At 57.5% G+C, this 16,523-nt stretch carries 17 protein-coding genes; 8 read left to right on the forward strand and 9 right to left on the reverse strand.

What is annotated here, in order from left to right:
* Positions 1–54: 54 nt before the first annotated feature.
* From NGM07_RS16230 to NGM07_RS16240, 3 genes are read left to right on the forward strand one after another with little or no spacing between them, the layout of a single operon-like run.
* Entirely contained in the window at positions 55–798 is a 744-nt protein-coding gene (locus tag NGM07_RS16230; protein ID WP_253513427.1) for a creatininase family protein, read from the forward strand.
* A complete protein-coding gene (locus tag NGM07_RS16235) occupies positions 795–1,628 on the forward strand; it encodes a polysaccharide deacetylase family protein (protein WP_253513429.1) in 834 nt (277 codons plus the stop codon). The genes NGM07_RS16230 and NGM07_RS16235 overlap by 4 nt, the downstream gene beginning before the upstream one ends.
* 2 nt (positions 1,629–1,630) lie before the next feature.
* Positions 1,631–2,368, forward strand: coding sequence for an SDR family NAD(P)-dependent oxidoreductase (locus NGM07_RS16240; RefSeq protein WP_253513431.1), 738 nt, complete (start codon positions 1,631–1,633; stop codon positions 2,366–2,368).
* A gap of 92 nt (positions 2,369–2,460) precedes the next feature.
* Here NGM07_RS16240 and NGM07_RS16245 read toward each other — a convergent pair whose 3' ends face one another.
* Positions 2,461–2,847: a group I truncated hemoglobin gene (locus tag NGM07_RS16245; protein WP_382194294.1), complete on the reverse strand. Its 387-nt coding sequence runs from the start codon at positions 2,845–2,847 to the stop codon at positions 2,461–2,463.
* Between the two features lie 166 nt (positions 2,848–3,013).
* Here NGM07_RS16245 and NGM07_RS16250 point away from each other — a divergent pair, with 166 nt between their 5' ends.
* Positions 3,014–4,288, forward strand: coding sequence for an RNA-guided endonuclease InsQ/TnpB family protein (locus tag NGM07_RS16250; protein ID WP_253520227.1), 1,275 nt, complete (start codon positions 3,014–3,016; stop codon positions 4,286–4,288).
* A gap of 230 nt (positions 4,289–4,518) precedes the next feature.
* Here the strand turns inward: NGM07_RS16250 and NGM07_RS16255 are convergent, their stop codons facing one another.
* Positions 4,519–4,926 carry a hypothetical protein gene (locus NGM07_RS16255; protein ID WP_253513432.1) on the reverse strand — a complete coding sequence of 136 codons (408 nt, stop codon included), beginning with the start codon at positions 4,924–4,926 and terminating at the stop codon, positions 4,519–4,521.
* A 240-nt stretch (positions 4,927–5,166) separates the two neighbouring features.
* On the opposite strand from NGM07_RS16255, the gene NGM07_RS16260 reads away from it, so the two are divergent.
* Entirely contained in the window at positions 5,167–5,340 is a 174-nt protein-coding gene (locus NGM07_RS16260) for a glycine zipper domain-containing protein (RefSeq protein ID WP_253513434.1), read from the forward strand.
* Between the two features lie 41 nt (positions 5,341–5,381).
* Here the strand turns inward: NGM07_RS16260 and NGM07_RS16265 are convergent, their stop codons facing one another.
* The 3 genes from NGM07_RS16265 to NGM07_RS16275 all read right to left on the reverse strand — a co-directional run bounded on the left by NGM07_RS16265 (position 5,382) and on the right by NGM07_RS16275 (position 9,318).
* Entirely contained in the window at positions 5,382–6,236 is an 855-nt protein-coding gene (locus NGM07_RS16265; RefSeq protein ID WP_253513436.1) for an alpha/beta fold hydrolase, read from the reverse strand.
* A 554-nt stretch (positions 6,237–6,790) separates the two neighbouring features.
* Positions 6,791–8,026, reverse strand: coding sequence for an LVIVD repeat-containing protein (locus NGM07_RS16270; protein WP_253513438.1), 1,236 nt, complete (start codon positions 8,024–8,026; stop codon positions 6,791–6,793).
* A gap of 29 nt (positions 8,027–8,055) precedes the next feature.
* A complete protein-coding gene (locus NGM07_RS16275; RefSeq protein WP_253513440.1) occupies positions 8,056–9,318 on the reverse strand; it encodes an LVIVD repeat-containing protein in 1,263 nt (420 codons plus the stop codon).
* A gap of 399 nt (positions 9,319–9,717) precedes the next feature.
* Here NGM07_RS16275 and NGM07_RS16280 point away from each other — a divergent pair, with 399 nt between their 5' ends.
* Together NGM07_RS16280 and NGM07_RS16285 are read left to right on the forward strand one after the other, a co-directional pair.
* Entirely contained in the window at positions 9,718–10,359 is a 642-nt protein-coding gene (locus tag NGM07_RS16280; protein ID WP_253513442.1) for a nucleoside/nucleotide kinase family protein, read from the forward strand.
* 284 nt (positions 10,360–10,643) lie between these two features.
* A complete protein-coding gene (locus NGM07_RS16285) occupies positions 10,644–11,177 on the forward strand; it encodes an amino acid-binding protein (RefSeq protein ID WP_253513444.1) in 534 nt (177 codons plus the stop codon).
* A gap of 46 nt (positions 11,178–11,223) precedes the next feature.
* Here NGM07_RS16285 and NGM07_RS16290 read toward each other — a convergent pair whose 3' ends face one another.
* The 3 genes from NGM07_RS16290 to NGM07_RS16300 all read right to left on the reverse strand — a co-directional run bounded on the left by NGM07_RS16290 (position 11,224) and on the right by NGM07_RS16300 (position 13,829).
* The gene (locus NGM07_RS16290) at positions 11,224–11,967 is read right to left on the reverse strand and encodes a type I 3-dehydroquinate dehydratase (RefSeq protein WP_253513446.1); all 744 of its coding nucleotides are present in this window, start codon (positions 11,965–11,967) and stop codon (positions 11,224–11,226) included.
* Between the two features lie 239 nt (positions 11,968–12,206).
* The gene (locus NGM07_RS16295; protein WP_253513448.1) at positions 12,207–12,917 is read right to left on the reverse strand and encodes a type I 3-dehydroquinate dehydratase; all 711 of its coding nucleotides are present in this window, start codon (positions 12,915–12,917) and stop codon (positions 12,207–12,209) included.
* Between the two features lie 135 nt (positions 12,918–13,052).
* Positions 13,053–13,829 carry an IclR family transcriptional regulator gene (locus NGM07_RS16300; RefSeq protein ID WP_253513449.1) on the reverse strand — a complete coding sequence of 259 codons (777 nt, stop codon included), beginning with the start codon at positions 13,827–13,829 and terminating at the stop codon, positions 13,053–13,055.
* Between the two features lie 943 nt (positions 13,830–14,772).
* Here NGM07_RS16300 and NGM07_RS16305 point away from each other — a divergent pair.
* On the forward strand, positions 14,773–15,669 hold the full coding sequence (locus NGM07_RS16305; RefSeq protein ID WP_253513451.1) for an NAD-dependent epimerase/dehydratase family protein: 897 nt from the start codon (positions 14,773–14,775) through the stop codon (positions 15,667–15,669).
* Between the two features lie 119 nt (positions 15,670–15,788).
* Here the strand turns inward: NGM07_RS16305 and NGM07_RS16310 are convergent, their stop codons facing one another.
* Entirely contained in the window at positions 15,789–16,478 is a 690-nt protein-coding gene (locus tag NGM07_RS16310; RefSeq protein ID WP_253513453.1) for a 4-carboxy-4-hydroxy-2-oxoadipate aldolase/oxaloacetate decarboxylase, read from the reverse strand.
* Positions 16,479–16,523: the final 45 nt, after the last annotated feature.

Raw genomic sequence — 16,523 nt, forward strand, 5'->3', positions numbered from 1 at the left:
CGAACGACCGACGACGATTCGACCGATCGACTACCCACGAACACCCAATCACACATGACAGACAACACCGACGACTACCGACTCGCGACCAAGACGTGGGAGGACGCCGAGGTGGCGTTCGAAGCCGCCGACTACGTGGTTCTCCCCTGCGGAAGCACCGAACAGCACTCCACCCATCTGCCGACCTCGGTCGACACGTTGCGCGCGAAGCACCTCACCTACGAACTCGCCGAGGCCGCGCCGGGACACGACCTCGACCTGCTCGTGTTGCCGCCGTTGCCGTACGGCTACTCCGAACATCACCTGCCGTTCTCGGGAACCATCACGCTCGACGCCGACACCTACAGGGACGCGATAGTCGACGTCGGCCAGTCGGTGAAGGAACACGGCGGCAAGCGGTTCCTCATCACCAACTTCCACGCCGGCAACATCGAACCCCACAAACTCGCCATCGACCGACTTCAGCGCGACCACGGCCTCAGGACCCACTACGTCAACTGGACGGACTTCGCGCGTGACGAACTCGAAGCGGAGTTCGGCGACGACTGGGGCCACGCGGGCGAACACGAAACCAGCGTCATCGAACACTACCGCCCGGAGCTCGTTCGGACCGAGAACAAGCGGCCCCAGACCATGAAGGAGAACGGGGACACCACACAACAACGCTACTTCGACGACCTCACGGTCGAGGGCGGCCTGGGCGACCCGAGCAAATCGAACCCCGAGTTCGTGGAGTCGGTCATCGAGCACACCACCGACAGGATACTCCGGAAGCTCGCGTCCGACCTCGACAGATGACGGAAACCGACACTCGCGCCACCGTCTGTCTGACCGTCGACTTCGACGCGGTTTCGTCGTGGATTCACTCGTTCGGTGAGGGCGACAGCCCGACGAACCTCTCGCGGGGAGTGTTCGGCGCCGACGTGGGCGCGCCCCGCCTGCTCGACCTACTCGACCGGTACGACCTGCCAACGACCTGGTTCGTCCCGGGACACACCGTCGAGAGCTTCCCCCGGGTCGTCGAGGAGGTGTGGGCGCGCGGCCACGACGTCGAACACCACGGCTGGTCGCACACCCGCCCGTCGAACTACGCCGACCGGGCCAGCGAGCGAGCCGACGTCGAACGCGGCGTCGAAGCCATCGAGTCGCTGACCGGGCGACGACCCACGGGATACCGCTCACCGTCGTGGGATTTCTCGCCGAACACGCTCGAGATACTCCAGGAACTGGGCTTCGAGTGGGATTCGAGCCAGATGGCCCGCGACTTCGAACTGTACCGACTTCGGGAGGGCTGGCGGGCCCCCGCGGACGCACCCTACGAACGCGGCACGCCGACCGACATAGTCGAGGTGCCCGTGTCGTGGCAGCGCGACGACTTCCCGGCACTGGCGTTCAGTCGGGAACGCGGGTTCGCCGACGAAACGGCCGTGTTCGAGATGTGGCGACGCCAGTTTGACTGGATGCGCGAAAACGTCGACGGTGGGGTGTTCGTACTCACGGTCCACCCGCAGGTCATCGGCCAGAGTCACCGGCTGGCCAACCTCGAACCGCTGCTCGAACACATGCTGGCGGCCGACGACGTCGAGTTCGAGACGGTCACATCGGTCGTCGCGGAGTTCTCCGACTGACCATGCCCGACGAACCACTGGCTGTAATCGTGACGGGCGCCGGTAGCGGCATCGGCCGAGCGATCGCCGCATCGCTCGCGGCGGATTCGAGGTACGAATACGTGGCGTGCGTCGACGTCGACCTACCCGACGATTTGGACGCGTCGGACGATCGGCTCGTCCCGTTCGAACTCGACGTGCGTGACGAGGTTGCGGTTCGGGAGATGGTCGAGACGGTGGCCGAGGACGCCCGCATCGGCGCGGTGGTGAACAACGTCGGCGTCTCTGCAGACGTTCCGCTGGCCGACCTCACCGCGGACGAGTGGGACAGGCTGTTCGACGTCAACCTCAAGAGCTACTTCACGCTTGTCCGCGAGGCTGCGCCCCACCTGCGCGAGCGCGACCGGGCGTTCGTGGTCAACGTCTCCAGCACGGCGGGATTGGTCGGGAGTGCGTCGGCTGGCGTCCACTACTCGGCGTCGAAGGCCGGCGTACTCGGCCTCACGAAGGGACTGGCCACGGAACTCGGCCCGACAGTGAACGTCAACTGCGTCGTTCCGGGCCTCGTGGACACGCCGCTCCTGACCGACTCCGGTCTCTGGACGGCGTCGGAACTCGACGCGTTCGTGAGTGACCTCCCACTCGAACGCGTCGGCGGCCCCGAAGAGGTCGCAGACGTCGTCCGCTTCCTCTGTAGCCCGGCCGCCTCCTACGTGACGGGGAGCGTGCTGACCGTCGACGGTGGGCTGACGATGCGGTGACTCGATTCGGTCCAAATACGGCCGGAGGACGAATCCGGAGGGTAAGTCCGTGGAACGGAGGTCGACGCAAACGGAATTCCACTATTCGAGAGCTACGCCTCGACGATTTCGGGTCGCAGTTCCTCGACCTCGGCGAGCACCCGTTCGCGGTCCTCGTCGGCGACCCCGTTCTCGTCGAGGGCGGTGTCCAGGTGGGTCGCGACAGCGTTGAACTCCTCGTCGGTGATGCCCATTCCGCGGTGTGCCTCCTCCATGTCGTCGCCGGTGTACTGGACGGGGCCGCCGGTCACCGCCGAGACGAACTGTACCTGGTGGGCGCGTAGCGCCGTGGTGTCGGCGTCCTCGAAGTGTTGGACGACCCGTTCGTCGGTCAGCACCCGGTCGTAGAAGTCGTCGACGACGCTCTCGACTGCCTCGCGACCGCCCAGTCGGTCGAAGATGGTTTCGTCGGCACTCATCGTCCCGGTCGATTCGTCCACGATAAACAAGTGGATTATGGACGTTTCAAGGCTAAAACCCCGCCCTTCAGGGCGGGGATATAGCCGACAACTCCTACATAATCCACCGTCGATGGAAAGCCCGGATATTCCACGCCAACCGACCCTATTAAGAGAACAGCGTTCATAACCGGTTATGGGCCCAGAAATGAGTCGAACCATCCGAACCTTCGAGGCCACGATTACGAACCAGCGACAGGTTCGTGACGACCTCGATCAACTCGGATGGGCCGCCTCAAAACTCTGGAACGTCGGTCGCTACTACGCACAAGAACAATGGGATGAAACGGGCGAGATCCCCGATGACGGGGAACTCAAAGCCGAACTCAAAAGCCACGAACGCTATACGGACTTGCATTCTCAATCCAGTCAGCGCGTTCTCGAAGAACTCGCTGAAGCGTTTAACGGCTGGTTCGGCAAGCGTCGGAACGGCGACGACCGTGCCCGACCACCCGGCTACCGGAAACACGGAGACTCCCACCCGCGTTCAACCGTGTCGTTCAAAGCGGCTGGCTTCAAGCACGACGCACAGTTCAACCGCGTTCGCCTCTCAAAAGGTCGCAACCTCAAGGAACACCGTTCCGATTTCATTCTATGTGAGTACCAGACTCGTCCGGATGTTGACCTGACCGAGTGGGACATGCAACAGGTTCGTGCCGTCTACAAGCGTGATGAGTGGCGACTTCAGTTCGTCTGTCGCACCACTATCGACCCGGAACCGCCGGGTGACGAGGTGGCTGGTGTTGACCTCGGGATTTGCAACTTCGCCGCCGTCTCGTTCGGCGGTGAGTCGGTGTTGTATCCCGGTGGCGCACTCAAAGAGGACGAATACTACTTCACGAAGAAGAACGCCAAGTGCGACGATTCCTCGTCCCATGAAGCGACTCGTCTTGACCGGAAGCGGACTGGTCGCCGGACGCACTTCTTGCACGCACTCTCGAAAGCAATCGTGGAGGAGTGCGTTGAACGAGGTGTCGGAACGCTTGTCGTGGGCGACCTCGGCGGCATCCGAGAAGATGACGAGAACGGTGAGTCCCGCAACTGGGGCGACCACGGGAATCTCGACTTGCACGGGTGGGCGTTCGACCGCTTCACAACGCTTCTCGACTACAAGGCTGAAGCGGAAGGTATCGACGTGGAGTTGGTGTCGGAACGCGATACGTCGAAGTCCTGTTCGGCGTGTGGACACACCGACGGCAAACAGCGTGTCGAACGTGGACTGTACGTGTGCGAGGAGTGCGAGACAGTGGCGAATGCGGACGTGAACGGTGCGGAGAATATTCGGCAGAAGGTACTCCCGAATCTCGCCTACGATGGGGGAGATAGGGATAACGGCTGGTTGGCACAGCCAGAGGTTCACCTGTTCGACCGTAGTGAGGGCTATTTTGCCCCACGAGAACAGGTTGCTAACCGCGAACCGTAATATCCCAACGCGGTCGGGAATCCTCGCCCTTTAGGGCGGGGAGGATGTCAAGACCGCGAAATTAAGATGTGGAATCCGGAACTTCCGAACCGCGTACACCGGAGTCAGGACGGTGTCTCGAACCCCGAGTTACGGGAATGTCAGTCGCCGGGGTCGCTCGAAGGAAAGACGGAGCCTCCGCCGCGGAGAGGGGTCGAACGGACCTCCGATGGCGCGGAGAACGCGCGGCGCTACTGGTCTGCAAGCCAGTCCAGGGCTTCCGACTGGGTGCCGAATACACGGTACTCGAAGTCCGGGTCGAGCGAACTCAGCGTCTCCTCGACGCGCCGCATCTCCATGTCCGCGATAGCGGAGTCGGCGTACACGCCGGCGCCGGCCCGGACGCCGCGGTCGATGAGGTTCGGGACCCACGTGTCGGCGAGCCACTGCTTGTCGGCGTCGTCGTGTGCGGCGATCTCCTCGGTGTTCACGAGGTACCGTTCGGCGTCCTCCTCCTCGATGACCTCGGCCCATCGGTCGGCGATCTCCCGCAGGTCCTCGCCCGAGGCGAACTCGTTGTAGACGAAGATCGGGATGCCGTGTTCGGTGTCCTTCTCGACCGTGTACTCGCTCGTCTGCGCTACCGTTTCTGTCGACATGTCTCTGTACGTCGACAGAATCGTCTCTTAATTGTTCGGTTCGAATTATCATCGATGATACGGCCGTCTGGCGGTTTCCCACGACAGGCGTCCACATCCATCGGGCAAACGAACGCGGACCACACCGAGACGATAGAAGTCTTTGGAGGCTCCCGTCTCGTCCGGCGCCGAATATCGAGGTCGGTCAGCGGCCCGGGGTAAACGGCGTGTTTATCTCCTGGCACGACGAAAGAAACGACCATGGTTTCGGACAGAAACGAGAACGGCTCGAAGGAGACGGGAATCGGCGTCGCGCTCGGCCTGGCGCTCGGCGTGGCCTTCGGGGTCGCGATGGATAATCTGGCGACGGGAGTCGCCCTGGGGGTGGTGCTCGGCATCGGCATCGGCGCGGGGTGGCCCCGGATACGTGGATAGGTGTCACTTCGTCGGTCGGCGGTCATGAGACATGCAGACGGCTACCGAACGGAACGGTCCGTCCGCGCGGGAACGTGCTCCTCCAGAAACTCCAGCAGCACGCGGTTGAAGAACTCGGGGTTGTCCTGGTTCGCGTTGTGGCCCGCATCCGGAATCACCTCGTACCGGCACTCGGGTTCCTTCTCGGCCCACGCAGGGGCGTCTCTCGCTATCGTCCCCGTCTCGTCGGCGTCGCCGTGCGTGAGTAACAACGGTTTCTCGACGACGTACCCCGGTTCGGCGTGGAGGGCCGTCGCGACGCCCTTCCAGACGGCGACGAACTCGCGCTTCGACAACTGGCCCGTCGCGCCGTAGGCGTAGCGCTTCGCCGCTTCGGTCTTGGCGGTGCTGTCGGCGACGACCTTCCGGAGATGCCGGTACGGCCAGAGTCCGAACAGATAGGGCGAGAGTCTGAGTGCGAGGGACTCCAGTTTCGACGGGAGTTGGGTGATATCGGTCGCGCCCACGATGGCGACCGCCGCCACCCGCTCGGGATGCCGAAAGCAGAGTTCCTGGGAGACGTAGCCGCCGAACGACTGTCCGAGGGCGACGACTTCGTCCGCGCCCACGCGGTCGAGAACCGCGACGAGGTCCGCGACGACCGTCGGAACGTCGAAGCGGGCACCGATGGGTTTCGACAGGCCGTGTCCCCGGATGTCCCAGGTCACGACGCGATAGCCGGCGTCGAGGAGCGGCTCGCGCTGGGCGTCGAACATGTGGTGGTCCATCGTCGCGCCGTGGCTACAGACGACCGTCGGCGCGTCGGCGGGGCCGACCGCCCAGTAGTGAATGCGACAGCCCTCCCTGTCGATGACGGACGGTTCGCCCCAGCCGTTCGAGTCGCCGTCGCTCGCCATAGTGTCGATGGGTCATCCGACGAAAAATAGATTTCCTCGATTCCGTCGGACAGCTAGCTTCGTCTCGCACGACGTGAACGGGCGATTCCGGAACGAACGGCGGATTCTCGCCTCGTCGACGCCACGCTTCGTGATAGTCGACCGGACTGGTTTCCCGGTACTTATGCGGGGGTCGGTAAGCGACGTTCGTGGTCGCAATGATCGCAAAGGCTACAATCCAGTCCAACGACGCGCTGTCGAACAGCTTTACGGCTCTCCAGACCAGCGGCGGCTCCATGTCGTGGCAGACGATGCTTCTGCTCGGCATCTCGGTCGTCATCGTCGCGTTCCTCGCGTGGTTCTTCCTCTTCCGGAAGGGCGCGGACTGAGCGCACGGCGAACAACCTCCTGAGAACCGTCGGCCCTCGGCCGACGACTCCCGTTTGTGTCCGACGAACGGCCCGTTCTGCCGTAAAGCGGTCAGTAGATTCTCCGCATGGAATCCGTGTCGGGAGAAAGATTGGAGTACGTTCGACGCAGGCGCCCGGGCGACGGTTGTCGTCGTTATCGACGCGTCAGTCGTCGTGTCGACGGTCGTGGTACGGGACGGAGTCTGCGCCGTCGAAGGACGGCGCACGGTTCTCACCCCGGTCCTCGTGAAGGAACGCGAGACCGCCACCGATGTCGCTGACGACGGTGAACCCGCGGGCACGGACGGCCGTCCAGAACGACGATCCGTCAGGGTCGTACTCGTAGGTCTTCTGTGGATTCGATGGGTCCGTTGTATCGTAGACGCGAGCGCCGGCGTTGTACCATGACGTGTAGAGACGATTCGGCGTAACGTCGAAGTTGTGGGACGTGTCCGGGAAGATACCGGGGTTGCGGTCTTCCGCTTCGATCGTCGCGACCTGCTGCGGGTCGTTGAAATCGCTCACGTCGAAGACCGTGATACCGCCAGACTCGCCCGCGTAGGTTTCGGCACCGACGTACACGTGGTCACCGTCGGGCGACGGTTGGACGTAGTGTGCGTTTCCGGGTGAGCCGTAAACACGCGACCAGGGGTCACCGTCCATGCCCATATCCGCGTTCTCGGTCTGGCCGAACCAACTTACCTCGACGGGGTCGGTTGGATCGCTCACGTCGAGGACGCGGCAGCCGGCATCCCAGTACGCGAGGTAGGCGTAGTCGCCCTGGGCGTAGACATCGTGGACGAAGTTCGTCACCGAATCCAGTTCGGGGTGAACTTCCTCGAGGATCCACCGAGAGGACTCCGTAGGGTTCGCGGGGTCGCTTACGTCTACGATGATGAGCGCGCTCTCGTCGAACGGCGCTTCCTTCGCGATGTAGAGCACATCGTCGACGAGATGCGCGTTGTGAACCCCTTCCGGAAGCACCTGGAACGTACTCAGGTACCGCGGGTCGGTCGGGTCACTGACATCGTAGAGGTGGGTGCCGATCTGTGCGTCCGGGTCGGCGTTCGGTTCCTCGCCCGGGCCGTGGTCGTGTTCGCCACCCTGCGTGCTGACCGCAAGCAGGTCACCGTCGACCTTGACGTCGGCGATACCAGTTCCCGGTGCATCCCACGTCCCGACCAGTTGGGGTCGATTCGAATTTCGCCAGTCGACGACCGCGAAGCCATCTCCTGTCGCGACGTAGGCCCACGTGTTCTGGGTGACGACCTCGGTCGCGCCCGAGACGGCCACCTCCCCGAAGAGGCGGAGCGTCTCGCTGCTGCTGGTACCGATTTCACCGCCACGTCCGGCCGTGACACCCGTAAATCCGGCGAAACCGAGTGCTCCGGTCGCCTTCAAGAAGTCACGCCTTCGGGGACGACGCATCGTCAGTTCCCTCCGCTCGACGCGGCCGGCGTCACTTTGAGAACGTACACGCCGGTGACCATGTCCGAGACGACGGTGAGGTCGCGCTCCTCGTTGTAGTTCGCACCCCACGCCATCGGGGCGTCGCCGAGCCATGTCGGTCCCTGGGCCTGGTCGGCCATGTCGTCGGTTTCGTACTGGTCGGCGACGGCGGGGTTCGTCGGGTCGCTGATGTCCCAGACGACCGCACCTTCGTGGTACGCGCCGTCGACGAGCAGGGAGGTGTCCTCCTTCGCGATGATGTCGTGGTTGTGCGTCGTCCAGTCGTAGGTTTCGAGCGGGTCGTCACCCTGGTACTCGGCGTCCGGCGACGCGGTGTACCCGATTGGCTGCGGGTCCGAGACGGAGCCGTCGCCCCAGCCGATGTCGAAGATGTGTTTGCCGCCGGGCTTGCCGTGGCCGATTTCGTCGCCGACGACGGCGATGGCGCGCTCGGGGTCGTAGTTCGCGTAGTGGCAGTTCTCGAAGCCCTCCTCGCCGAGCGGGACGTCCTCGTAGGACGGGAGGCCTTCGTAGCTGAACTGCCCCGCCACTTCGGGACTGGCGGGGTCGCTGACGTCCATGATGACGTAGCCGTCGAAGCCGCCGCCGATGAACGCGAGGTGTGCGAGGTCGTTCTCGGGGTCGACGACGATGTCGTGGAGGTCGGCTTCGGGGCCGAACCGGCCGACGTACGAGGTACTGGTCGGGTCGCTGACGTCGAAGACGCCCATTCCGTGGTGTTCGGTGGTGTAGACGTACGGTTCGGTGGGATGGGGGAAGAGGTTGTGCGTCGGACCCGCGTCGAGCGTCCCGATGATGGCCGGCTCGCTCGGCGTCCCCTCCGCGTAGCCGTAGTCGATGATCTCGACGCCGGCGAACTCCGCGTCATCGGTGTTGGGTTCCTGTGAGCGGTAGTAGAGTCCGTTGCGGCGGCCGAACTTCACGTCCGCGTTCCGCACGTCGGCCGACGACGGCAGGCGGTGGACCTGCGTCGGGTCCGTCGGATTGCTGATGTCGACGAGGAAACTTCCACCCGTTCCGAAGAAACTCCCCGTCAGCGCGTACTGTCCGTCGTCACGGACGTCGCCTTCGGTGTATCCGCCCGGCGGGTCTTCGAGGAGCGAGTGACCGAGTTTTCGGATTCGGCCCTTGGTTGGGTTACCTCGGGCTGTTACCGTATCGATGCTTCCGATCGCGGCCGTGCCGCCTAGCACTTTGAGCAGCGTGCGTCGTGTTGATTTCATCGACGATCCAGTTTGGTGTTCGACTCTACTATGATAGTTAATGGCTAGCTACAGACTTCGTGAACCATTTAAACTAAGGAAGGTATTATTGGCGTTGAAGAAAAGGGATACAATAGTTTTACTGACTGATGGAAAGTTACAATTCCGGATCCGTCTGAAGGCCACTTTCACCGGAACTCGGAGGCTGTGGCCGAGTTCCTTACAGACACTGATATCCTTGTGGCCGGATCCACGACGAACGCGACCCAGTATCGTAGTAACGACGAGCGCAAGTGATTGTCTGCGCTCTCTCGCAATGAATCGCTACCCACGCAGAGGAAACGAACCTCGGGTCACCCCCCGACGGGTGGGAAGGGCTATGCGTGTCCGACACCAACGAGTATCGAATCCCTCCACCGAATGTTACAGACCGCACGCACTATCGCCATCGTCGGGCCGGATGGAAGCGGGAAAACCACGCAGGCGGAACTCCTCGTCGAGCGCCTGCAAGAACTCGGCTACGACGTTCAGTACGTCCACGCGTTATACTATCTCTCTGACAGAGTTCCCTACGCGGACCGATTCCGGAGAAAGCTCGGACCCCGGAAGATGCGGACCCGGGACCGGAGAACGGACGGCCCGCTCTACTTCGTTCGACGCACACTGTTCGGTCTGTTCGGCTTTTGGTTCGCACTGCTCACGGTCGGTGTCGTCTCCGTCATCTACCGCGGCAGCAATCGAGTCGTGGTGTTCGACCGATACTATCAGCAGTTCCTCTACGACGTGTACGGTCGGTCGAGCGTCCCACTCTCGCAACTGCTTCCCCAGCCGTGGCGGATGATTCACCTGAATGCCGATCTCGACACGATCCAGATACGGATGGGAACCGTCGACCGATCGGCCGACGAGCAGTACTACGCCACCGTCATCGACCTGTTCGACGAATGCTCGACTGACGACTGGCTGTCCTTCCGTGCGGAACTGCCGATCGAAACGCTCAACGAACGAATCTTCGAGGCAGTTCGTACCGACGTCAAACGAGGTCGACTCGTCTCCGAATAGGTGTGAAAATAGATTACAATACGACCACTACGCAAGTAGTCTACTCTCCGTTCGATTTCCTAGCAAACTCTTGGCAGAGTTTTCTTCGCCGAGGTTGTGAGTCTCTGTTTAATGAAGCATCTGAATGTATTCCAAAATTGCCTGAATCCAACACCTAAGGAACGACTTACCCCCAAGTCATATGCGTAACTCAGACAATAGAGAGACACAAATGAACGACACACATAATAATCTGTTCGTACAAACTACGCCAATGAACGACAGTAACGAACGGTGGTGTACAGATGAGTAATGTAGAAAGTAATTTTCAGGCTTATACACTCCGTCTTGAGCTCGTGGATGAGCCCGGTGAACTCCTCCGATCACTACGCCCTATTGCCGAAAATGGCGGAAATCTCCTTTCGATATTCCATGAGCGAGGGAACGTAACACCGAGAGGTCATATTCCCGTCGAGGTGGACATTGAAGCGGCGCCAGACCAATTTGAAAAAATTGTCGAATCACTGAGGGACGCTGGAATAAAGGTTATACAAGCAGGTACAGAGCGCTATAGTGAAGAACTAACTATAATTCTCTCAGGGCATCTCATCGACACAGATCTTTCAGACACGATTTCCCAAATTCAGGCTACACGGAATGCAACTGTCACAGACGTCTCCCTCGCTGCTCCGGAAGGCTCGACCAATACCTCGAGTGCTCGACTCCAATTAGCTGCCGAAACCGATTCGACTGAGCAAGTATTAGATGCAGTTCGAACCATCGCAGACGAGAAGAATCTTCGCGTTATCGAACCGCTTACTTCTGGAGGTTTTGCGTAGAGACAGCGACCACTTTAGAACTCTTTCGTAGTTCCAGTATCCGTCTTTAATCGGAGAGACACAGTTCCTTTGGGACGGATACTTCGTCGCTGATTGTGTCGATTATATGGTTATCGTCGCCGGTTTTTTTCGTGAATTCGATAAGCGACGCAAGTTTCTCCAACGGAATTTGCCCTGGCGCGTAATTGTTGTTATCTGCGAGGAGAGGCGCGTAGCCAAGCTTTGAGCCGTACAGGTGTCCAATAATGCGTGTATGACTTCCAAGCTCTCCCATCGAAATTCCGGCGACATCGTGTCCCTCGTTAGTTGCTTCGTTAACTGCTTCTAGAAGCGTGAGTGTTTCAGCCTGGGTTCGTGGGAAGGTAGCGACCTTCGCGATGTCACCGTATTCGGCACACTGTTCGATGATTGCGTCCAGAATCTCCCTTTTGGGTGTCTCCTCGAAGTCGTGGTGCGAAATAATAAGTTGGACATCGTTCTCTCGGAACTCGTGAACGAGCCAATCCTTTGAGCGAACCGTCTCTAACTCCAGGTCAACGAATTTCACCGAGTCAAATCTAGAAGCAGAAAATAGAGTATCGAGTCGACCAGTGCCGCTCGCTTTTCCTCCAAACCAGCGCGCTCTGTTCGTCGCAATAATAGGGAGTTCACCATCGTACTCAGAAAGTTGTTCAATCGGATCTTCTGCTTTATCGATACGGAATTCAATGAGGTCTGCTACCCCGTGTGCGTCTTTAGCCCTTGTGAGATCGTTTGTCGTAGCGGCAAGGGCAGAATCTCTAATTTCCATGCGTAGGCGTAACGCCCTGCCATACATAAAGGTTGGCTGTACGCGCAATATCTATTGAAACCAGAAAAGCAGAGAATGCCCACATTGGGCCGTCTATCGACTATATGTGTCTGCTTAGTAGGGAATTCAAATCTTCGATTCGCTTAAAAGTCTAGTTACAAATCTTAGCTTTTAAGTCCATCTCGGTCTGGTGAAGTAGACCAGATTGAATCCTCCGAACCGAGAAACGAGGAGTACCTCTAAAATTTCCCCTGAAGCTCGTCAATTAGAGTGGCGCTCTCGGAATTGATTAGTGTTTTAAGGAGATTCTGGAGGAGACGCAGATCAATTTCCTCAGTGTCCGAGCTCCCTTCGTAACCAGCAATAGGGGCATAGGCCATCTGTGCCCCGTAGAAAATACTGATTACACGAGTGTGTTTTCCAATATCCCCCAGTGCATAGCCAGCGACGTCAATTCCTTGACGAGACGCCGCATTGAGACACTGGAGTAGAGATAAAGCGTCAGTTTCTGTTTCGGCTCGAACGACTATTTTTGCAATATCCCCATATTGGGAGCAATTTGAAATAATATTCTGAAGCCGTTGTTCGGTAGGTGTTTCTTCCACGTTATAGTATGAGATGACTGTGCTAGCGCTTTCTTTCTGAAATTTCCTCACAATGTGTTCGTTTTCTTTCGCCACAGATAGTTCGAATTCTACTGTTTTAATTTTGTCTGCGGGTTGTTCCGAGACGATGTTGTAAAGTGCTTTTTCCTGCTCCTCACTGCTATTGACTTGATTAACAACGTCTGAAACGATGATTGGGGTATCACCATCATAGTTGGATATTTGTCCATACGGGTCTTTTGCCTCACCAAATCGAAACTCTACTAAATCAATGATATCCTCGACAGTAGACACTTGGCTTAGATCGTCGGTTAATCCAACAAGCTGGTATTCGCCCGCATTCATAGTCGGTTATTCTAACTAGGTGCATAAAAACCATCCGGGGCCGTTGTTCTGTACTACTCCCCCGGATAAGCGAATTCGTGTACCAGCGGCTCGTTCAACAATGACGTCAAGGAGGAAGTGGCCGAGAGGGTGTATTTACCGATTCTTTTTGATCTTGAGTTCGATTATATTCTTCTTGCTCAGAAGTTCAGGGCCCAATTCCTCTTCAATTCGCTCTTGCTCCATTCGGCTCTGCGGGCCACTAATGCTTATTGCACCGATTGCGTTGTCCGGTTCTGAGACAACTGCAGTCCCCACTGCACAGACCCCAGCGTAGTGTTCTCCACGGTTGATAGAGTACCCTCGTTCACGAATATCCTCGAGTTCTTCGAAGAGAGTATCCTCATCGGTAATTGTATCGTCGGTCAGTGCTGGAAGTCCTCGTTCATCGATGACACGATCAACTTCGTCTTCCGTCAGTTCTGCAAGAATGGCCTTTCCTGTTGCAGTTGAATGGAGGTACAAGTGGTCACCCATCGGTGCGTTATCGTCGATCGAATCTGGACTCTGGGACTTATATAACTGGACAGAATACCCATTTTCCTTTACCGTAGCGTTTGTGTGCTCACCTGTTTTTACTCGCAAGTCGTCCAGCTCCGGTTTGGCTGCCTGATAAAGAACCAGCTCATCGCGCATTTCACCACCCACCTCAAGGAACTTTAAACTACATTGATACTCCTTCGATCTCTTCACAACGTAGTTTGACTCGACGAGCGTCGCCAAATGGATATGAGTCGTACTCACAGGCATCTCCAGATCCTCCGCGGTCTGAGAGAGCGTTGCACCCTCTGTCTCTCGAAGATACTCCAGAATCTCAAACGATTGTTTGACACTCTTCAATTGCCGTGAGCCCGTTTCGCTCTGATCCGCCATAGGAGGTCTATAGAGAGTGGCGGTACAAATAGCTCTCGAAATTTCCAACAATATTGAAACGGGAGGGTGGTATACAGATAAGGGAACTACCCGTTGAGCGCCGTACTATAAGTTCAGCGAACTCGTGTATTCTACGCACTAAACATAAGTGTAGGTATTATTATGAATGCGGAAAATATTACATATGTATTGATGTGGCGTCTCACGAACTGATTCTATCCTGCGTCGATGTACCATCTAAACATGAATAATTGGAAAATAGAAGGGATTATACCGTTACCGATTGCTGACGAAGATACAGCAAAGGTACATCTACTATGGAACCAAATAGCTAGAGCGCAAAGACTGCAAACGGGAAAATGCAAGGAATTATGTTAGATTCTCTTGAAGTATGAGATGAACGACTACCTATACTGAAAAATATTATAGAGGAATTTATGTCATTATCTCAAAGCCCTCTTATTTACGTTGATTACAATGCTTGTTCGGCATCAATCGTAGGCAAATCGTATTGAGCTGCGATTACGGCGGATGAAAAAAACAGACGAACCCAGAAAAACGGCACGCCATCTTGATATCGAGAGGGTGACGCTCACGAGCTGGGGCGTAAGAACTGCTCCAACAGCCCAAATGAGCGTATAGGTGATAAACATCTTTCCTCGGTTATCAGGGTGTGAGCCCTGTACATCTCCCGTTTTGAGTCCTACTGGAGCAGTTTTCCAATGATGTCGAAAACGCTCCTGCCACTTGGTTTGAAGGGGAACTCTCACCGAGGGCTTATATACCATTACAGGAGTAGTTCTGTAACGGACGGCCATCAGGCGACCGATGTGAGTTTCGATAATTTTGAAAATAGATGACGTTGGGACTGAAATGGTGATAGAGGCAATATTCTCCAACTACAACAATCTCTAAATATGAGGGTGGTCGATTTAGAGTATCGATGGCAGCCCAAAACGTACTAGTGACGGGTCCATACGGTGAGGCTGGCGAGGCGATTCTCACCTACTTGGCCGGCAAAGAGGAGTACAACTTCACGTATCTCAACCGAAGCGATCACCCGGAATACGAAACCCACGTCGCCGATATCGCCGATTACGAGGCAATCCGACCTGCATTTGACGGACAAGACGCCGTCATTCACCTTGCGGCTCAATCGGACGCAGGGGCTGAGTTTGAGGATATTATTGAGCCAAACATCGTGGGCACGTATAACGTCCTCAAAGCAATGGAGGACGCAGACGTCAAGAAGCTCATCTACGCGTCCTCACAGCGAGTAATGGGACTGTACGAAGAAGAACACGCACCAGAACTCTACGAGGAGGACTATCCCAGTGAGTACGATCCTCTCAGACTTTCTCACGAGACGATACCGAAGCCCGACGGTTATTACGGTGCGTCGAAGATGTTCGGTGAGTACATTTGCCAAACCCATGCGCGTCGTGACGGTGCGCCCGAGCAGGTCTACTCTCTCCGGATTTCCAGCGTCCGAACGGAAGAATATGACCACCCCTACGGTGACGCTGAGCGAGGAGTCGACCGCGGTGGTGAGCACAAGGTCGAGGATGGAGAAGTATGGGATCAGTCCCAAACTGGCTCCTGGGAACGCGGAAGTCAAGAGTACAAGGAGATGGAAAAGCGGCTCAAGGCATCGTGGACGTCTCAACGCGACTTTGCACAGATGCTAGAGTGTTGTCTTGAGGATGAGGACGTCACTTACGATACGTTCTACGCAGTAAGTGGCAACGATGCTCGCTGGTTCGATATCGAGCATGCACAGGCCGTTCTCGGCTACGAGCCACAGGACAACGGCTCAGAGTGGACGAGTCCTCCAGAGTAAGCGAGAAACAGAGCTTGACGGATGACACGGTGTCCGTCCAAAGAGATTCGATGTACTGGCGAAAAAGCGGTTAGCGTTTGACTCCATTCTAGTTGAGTCTGTTCGTCTGCGGTGTGTGGTTACTGAATCGAGTCTTCTGGACCGACGACTTCCAACTCCTCGAACAGTTCATCGTAGCCGTTGATCTCGTAGAGGTACGCACCCTCTTTGACTTCTTGGCGTGTCGTATCCTCTGCATTGATTTTCTGATGGGCGAGATCGAGGACCTCCTCAGCACCGTCTCCGGGGATGACCGCTATTCCGTCATCGTCACCGACGACGATATCTCCTGGGTCGACACTTACACCGCCACAGGAGATTGTGACGTTGATCGAACCAGGATCCTGCTTCAGGGGTCCTTGGGGATTGACACCGCGGCCGTAGACCGGGAACTCCATCTCAGCGATTTCTCTACTGTCTCGGTAGGCTCCATCGATGATGACCCCCGAGAGATTGTGCGCTTTACAGGACTGGCACATCAGCTCTCCAAGGTGTCCTGTATCGGTGTAGCCGTCACAATCGATAACCAAGACGTCACCCGGTTCGGCCATCGTGATGGCCTTGTGGATGATCAGGTTGTCGCCCGGCGCTGCTTTAACTGTGACCGCAGTGCCGGCCATCTCGACACCGTCGTAAGCAGGTCTAATCCCAGAGTCCATCGTCAGGCCGACGTTCCCAGTCACGTCGGAAACGATTGTACTGGGAACCTCTTCGAAAGCCTCAACGATTTCACTGTCCGGTTTCTCGATATCGTACTCTATTGTATGCACATACTCGTTGAGGCAAACAATACACGTAAAACCATCGGTGGGCTA

Origin of the sequence: Halorussus vallis, from assembly GCF_024138165.1 — an archaeon.
In the GTDB taxonomy this organism is placed as follows: Archaea; Halobacteriota; Halobacteria; order Halobacteriales; family Haladaptataceae; genus Halorussus; species Halorussus vallis.

Excerpts from the sequence above, each read along its gene's own strand:
- NGM07_RS16290 (WP_253513446.1), bottom strand. The coding sequence starts at position 11,967 with ATGGAAATTAGAGATTCTGCCCTTGCCGCTACGACAAACGATCTCACA.
- NGM07_RS16260 (WP_253513434.1), top strand. The coding sequence starts at position 5,167 with ATGGTTTCGGACAGAAACGAGAACGGCTCGAAGGAGACGGGAATCGGC.
- NGM07_RS16300 (WP_253513449.1), bottom strand. The coding sequence starts at position 13,829 with ATGGCGGATCAGAGCGAAACGGGCTCACGGCAATTGAAGAGTGTCAAA.
- NGM07_RS16250 (WP_253520227.1), top strand. The coding sequence starts at position 3,014 with ATGAGTCGAACCATCCGAACCTTCGAGGCCACGATTACGAACCAGCGA.
- NGM07_RS16285 (WP_253513444.1), top strand. The coding sequence starts at position 10,644 with ATGAGTAATGTAGAAAGTAATTTTCAGGCTTATACACTCCGTCTTGAG.
- NGM07_RS16305 (WP_253513451.1), top strand. The coding sequence starts at position 14,773 with ATGGCAGCCCAAAACGTACTAGTGACGGGTCCATACGGTGAGGCTGGC.
- NGM07_RS16280 (WP_253513442.1), top strand. The coding sequence starts at position 9,718 with ATGTTACAGACCGCACGCACTATCGCCATCGTCGGGCCGGATGGAAGC.
- NGM07_RS16275 (WP_253513440.1), bottom strand. The coding sequence starts at position 9,318 with ATGAAATCAACACGACGCACGCTGCTCAAAGTGCTAGGCGGCACGGCC.
- NGM07_RS16240 (WP_253513431.1), top strand. The coding sequence starts at position 1,631 with ATGCCCGACGAACCACTGGCTGTAATCGTGACGGGCGCCGGTAGCGGC.
- NGM07_RS16295 (WP_253513448.1), bottom strand. The coding sequence starts at position 12,917 with ATGAATGCGGGCGAATACCAGCTTGTTGGATTAACCGACGATCTAAGC.
- NGM07_RS16265 (WP_253513436.1), bottom strand. The coding sequence starts at position 6,236 with ATGGCGAGCGACGGCGACTCGAACGGCTGGGGCGAACCGTCCGTCATC.
- NGM07_RS16255 (WP_253513432.1), bottom strand. The coding sequence starts at position 4,926 with ATGTCGACAGAAACGGTAGCGCAGACGAGCGAGTACACGGTCGAGAAG.
- NGM07_RS16230 (WP_253513427.1), top strand. The coding sequence starts at position 55 with ATGACAGACAACACCGACGACTACCGACTCGCGACCAAGACGTGGGAG.
- NGM07_RS16235 (WP_253513429.1), top strand. The coding sequence starts at position 795 with ATGACGGAAACCGACACTCGCGCCACCGTCTGTCTGACCGTCGACTTC.